The sequence below is a fragment of the Frankia sp. AiPs1 genome (assembly GCF_023716945.1).
Classification (GTDB): Bacteria; Actinomycetota; Actinomycetes; order Frankiales; family Frankiaceae; genus Frankia.
The window spans coordinates 1-4,317 of record NZ_JAMQQF010000512.1 but is presented as its reverse complement, the minus strand read 5'-3'; the positions used below and the strand labels follow the sequence as shown (position 1 = coordinate 4,317).

Here is a 4,317-nt window from a genome sequence, read left to right as displayed (position 1 = left end):
GCGCCGCGCTGGACCGGGGTCTCGTCGCCGCGGCCCGTGCTGGCGCCGACGAGCCACTCGCGCAGGACCGTGCTCGTGGCCACGGCGGGGATCCAACCGAGCTCCCGGCGAGCCCGACCCGTGTCCAGCAGCGGAACACCGCGGGCGAGGTCGATCCAGCCGGGGCTCACGGGCGCCAGCCGGGCCCGGTAGGCGGCGCCGACCGCGGCGCGCACCAGTGCCGGCGGTAGCGGGACCCCGCGCCCGCCGAGCATGTCGGGCAACGTCTCCGGCGTGACCGGTGGGTCCACGGCGATGTTGTAGGCGCCGCGGGCCGTCGTGCTGGTGGCGGCGGCGGCGAAGGCGGCGGCGGCGTCGCGGGAGTGCACCACCTGGAACGTCAGCCCGCGCACGGCCGGGACGACCGGCAGCCGACCTTCGCCGCCGCCGAGGCGGCGCAGCAGGCCCGGCGGCACCAGCGGGCCGAGGAAGTAGCGGGCCTGCGACTGCGCCGCGGCGGCGGACAGCACGATCGCCGGTCGCAGCCTGGACACCCGGATTCCCGGATGATCGGCTTCGAGGCTGTCCAGCAGATGTTCCACGGCGACCTTCTGGACGCTGTACGGCGACGTCTCGATTCCCCCGGTCGGCCAGCTCTCGTCGACCGGCCGCAGGGCGTGGGCGTGCGGCTGGGCGTGGGCGTGGGGCTGGGCGTGGGCGTGGGGCTGGGCGTGGGACGGGGACTGCCGGGGCCGGTAGGCGCCGACCGACGACGAGTACACGAGTGACGGCACCCCGGTGGCCAGCGCCGCCGCGAACACGCGCTCGCTGCCCGCGACGTTGGTGGCCTCCGTGACCGACCTCGCCCGCTCCGGCTGGATCAGCCAGGCCAGGTGCACGACGGACGCACAGCCGCGAAACGCCTTCTCCAACTCGCCGAAGGCCCCGGGCCGGGATATGTCGAGGGCGAGCCAGTGGACCTTGCCCCGGCGCGCAGCGGGCGGCGGGCGCCGCGCGATGGCGACGATCCCGTCGACCCGAGGATCGGCCGCCAGTTCGCGGACCAGATGCAGACCGATGTTGCCCGATGCTCCGACCACGGCGACACGCATTCTGTTTCCGTGCCCCGCCCGCGGCCGTCAACCCGCGCCAGGACCGGCGCATCTGCGCGGGGTACGTACGATGCACGTCGTGGCCGACGCTCTCGCTCAGCTCGATGACTACCTCGCCGCCCGCCGCCCCGAGTTCGAGGACCGGCTCACCCGCCTCGTCGGGATTCCCGGCGTCAGCGTCGATCCGGCCCACCAGCCCGACATCGCGCGCACCGCCGACCTCGCCGCGACGCTGCTGACGGACGCCGGCCTCGCCGCCCGGATCGTGCCCACCGCCGGCAATCCCGTCGTCCACGGCGAGCACATCGCCGGTGCCGACTGCCCCACCGTCACGATTTACAACCATCTCGACGTCCAGCCCGCCGACCCGGCGCAGTGGGACACCGAGCCGTTCCGCCTCACCATCGACGGGGAGCGCTACGCCGGTCGAGGCAGCACCGACGACAAGGGCCCCGCGCTCACCGCGCTGCAGGCCGCCCAGTTCGCCATCGCCCAGGAGCTGCCGGTCAACATCGCCTTCGTCTGGGAGCTGGAGGAGGAGATCGGCAGCCCCCACTTCGAGGACTTCGTCCGCCAGGAGCTGCCGCGGCTGGCCACCGACAGCGTGCTCGTCTCCGACACGGTGTGGATCGCCGCCGGCCGGCCCGCCATCGACTACGGCCTGCGCGGCCTGGTCACCTTCGAGGTGAGCATCGAGACCGGCACCAACGACACCCACTCCGGCCTCACCGGCGGCCCGGCCCGCAACCCGCTGGCCGAACTCGCCCAGATCGTGGCGGAGTGCCTCGACCCGGCGACCGGGCGCGTGCTCATCCCCGGCTTCGCCGACGCCGCCGCGCCGGTGACCGACGACGAGATCGACAGCTTCGTCGCGTCCGGCTTCGACGTCGCCACCTTCATGGACATGCACGGCCTGACCTCGATGCGCACCACCGACGTCCGCTCCGTGCTGGCGAAGATCATGGGCGAGCCGACGTTCGAGGTGCACGGCTTCACCGGCGGGTACACCGGCCCGGGGGTGAAGACCGTCATCCCGCCGCGCGCCGGGGTCAAGCTGAGCTCACGCATCGTCCCCCACCAGGACCCGCATGCCGTCTTCGAGCTGGTCCGCGACTTCATCCAGCACCGCCACCCGGACGCCCGGGTCGAGCTGGAGGCGGCGATGCCCGCCTACCTCGGCCCCCGCAGCGGCCCGCACGCCGACGCCGCCCGCGCCGCCGTCGAGTACGCCTTCGGCGTCACCCCCGCGTTCGTCCGCGAGGGCGGCTCGATCGGCGCCGTGCTCACCATGGATCAGTATCTGAAGGCCCCCGTGATCCTGCTCGGCCTCAGCCTGCCCAGCCACGGCTACCACGCGCCCAACGAGCACTACGACTGGATCCAGGCCGCCGGCGGCACGAAGATGTTCTCCCACTACTTCGCGCACCTGGCCGCAGGCCGGCCCGAGGGTCCCTGACCTGCCGATCCGGCCGCGGGTCCGGGAGACGGCCGGCAGGTGTTCCGGGGGTCGCCGAGGCGTGCGGGCGTACCGGTGCACGGAGTAACGTCCAGAGGAAACGTCCGGGATGTGCCGCTGGCCGGGCTGTGCGTCGGACCAGGCGGCCGCGTGTTCGGACGACGGCTCAGGACGGACGCGGGAGACGGTCTCATGGCAGCGGTAAGGCTTGACGCACGGCGCATCGTGATCACGGGCGGGGCCAGCGGGATGGGCGCGGGGCTCGTGCAGACGCTGCCCGGTCTCGGCGCCCAGGTCGTCTCCCTCGACGTCACCGCCGAGCCCGGCGAGCGGATCGCCGCGCAGGCCGGCGCCCGCTTCCTCCCCTGCGACGTCACGGACAAGGACTCGGTCGACACCGCGGTGGCGAAGGCCGTCGCCCACCTCGGCGGCCTGGACGTCCTGATCCACGCCGCCGGCATCGCGCCCGCCGCGCCGGCCGCGGAGCTGTCCCTCGACCACTGGAACAAGATCCTCGCGGTGAACGCCACCGGCACCCTGCTCACCAACCAGGCCGCGTTCACCCACCTGCGGGAGCACGGCGGCCAGATCATCAACTTCGCCTCCGCGGCCGGCGTGCTCGGCTACCCGAACAAGGCCGCCTACGCCGCGAGCAAGGGCGCCGTCGTCGCCTGGACCCGCACCGTCGCCGTCGAATGGGCCGGCCACGGCATCACCGTGAATGCGATCGCCCCCGCCATCGCGACGCCGATGTACGAGCGGACCCGCGCCTCGATGACCGCCGAGCAGCTCGCCGCGCACGACGCCGACCTGCAGCGCAGCATCCCGATCGGCGGGAAGCTCGGCGACGTCCAACGCGACTTCGTCCCCGTCCTCGCCTTCCTCGCCAGCGACGGCGCCCGCTTCATGACCGGCCAGATCTTCCCCGTCGACGGCGGCACCCTGATGATGCGTTGACGCCCCCCGGACACGCTCAGATGCGCGCGCCCTTGTCCTGGTTGCAGCGGCGGCAGAGGAGCTGGAGGTTGTTCGCGCTCGTCGCGCCGCCGCGGCTGTGCGGGATGACGTGGTCGAACTCCAGGTACTCGGTGGCCCGGCACTGAACACAGGCGCCGCCGTCGCGTTGCCAGACCTCGGCCTTCACCGCCTGCGAAATCGCCCGGCTGTCTCGGGCCCCGGGCGCGATCACCAGGCGCCGGGCGACCCGTAGCGCACCGGACAGCACGGCCGCCACATAGTCCGGATCGTCAACCCGGTACGTTCCCCCGCCCCGGCTCGTCGTCGCGGCGATGTCCACGCAGCCGTGACCCGTCGTCACCTCGACGATCTTCTGCCAGGCGATCTCGTTGCCGCCGCCGGTGCGGCCGAGGAAGCGCAGCTTGCGGCTGCTCGCCACGAGCCGTCCCGGCGTCTCGCGGGGGCCGCTGGCGAGCTGGCGGACCTGGACCGTCCCGACGTCCAGGTGAACAGACTCGTCGAGCTCGAGGTGCAGCGTGGTGGAGTGCACCCGGGGGAGCTGGCCGTCGCGGATCCGGGAGAGCTCCAGCCCGCGGCGCAGCCAGCGGCGCATCTCCTCGACGGCCGGGTCGCGCAGGCCCAGCCGGCGCACCTCGTTCTCGAAGAAGGCGACCTCGCTGTCCTCGATGATCCCGTCGCCGAAGGCGAAGGTCACGATCCGCTGGAGGTGGCCGAGCCCGACCGAGCGGTAGACCGCCTCGCCCGCGGCCCGCGGCACGGCGTGGAACCGCAGCTCGGCCCACAGCGCCGCCA

4 protein-coding genes are annotated in these 4,317 nt (G+C 73.4%); 2 read left to right on the top strand and 2 right to left on the bottom strand.

What is annotated here, in order from left to right; all coding sequences use genetic code 11:
* Positions 1–1,091 (bottom strand): NAD-dependent epimerase/dehydratase family protein (locus ND748_RS26355; protein ID WP_251748870.1); only part of this gene is annotated, 1,091 nt, incomplete at its 3' end.
* Between the two features lie 70 nt (positions 1,092–1,161).
* Between ND748_RS26355 and ND748_RS26350 the strand changes: the two genes are divergently transcribed.
* Positions 1,162–2,547 (top strand): M20/M25/M40 family metallo-hydrolase, encoded by a 1,386-nt coding sequence (locus tag ND748_RS26350; protein WP_251748868.1) that lies wholly within the window; start codon positions 1,162–1,164, stop codon positions 2,545–2,547.
* Between the two features lie 192 nt (positions 2,548–2,739).
* Positions 2,740–3,504 carry an SDR family NAD(P)-dependent oxidoreductase gene (locus tag ND748_RS26345; protein WP_251748866.1) on the top strand — a complete coding sequence of 255 codons (765 nt, stop codon included), beginning with the start codon at positions 2,740–2,742 and terminating at the stop codon, positions 3,502–3,504.
* A 16-nt stretch (positions 3,505–3,520) separates the two neighbouring features.
* Here ND748_RS26345 and ND748_RS26340 read toward each other — a convergent pair.
* On the bottom strand, positions 3,521–4,317 hold a 797-nt coding region (locus ND748_RS26340), incomplete at its 5' end, for an HNH endonuclease (RefSeq protein WP_251748864.1).

Excerpts from the sequence above, each read along its gene's own strand:
- ND748_RS26350 (WP_251748868.1), top strand. The coding sequence starts at position 1,162 with ATGCACGTCGTGGCCGACGCTCTCGCTCAGCTCGATGACTACCTCGCC.
- ND748_RS26345 (WP_251748866.1), top strand. The coding sequence starts at position 2,740 with ATGGCAGCGGTAAGGCTTGACGCACGGCGCATCGTGATCACGGGCGGG.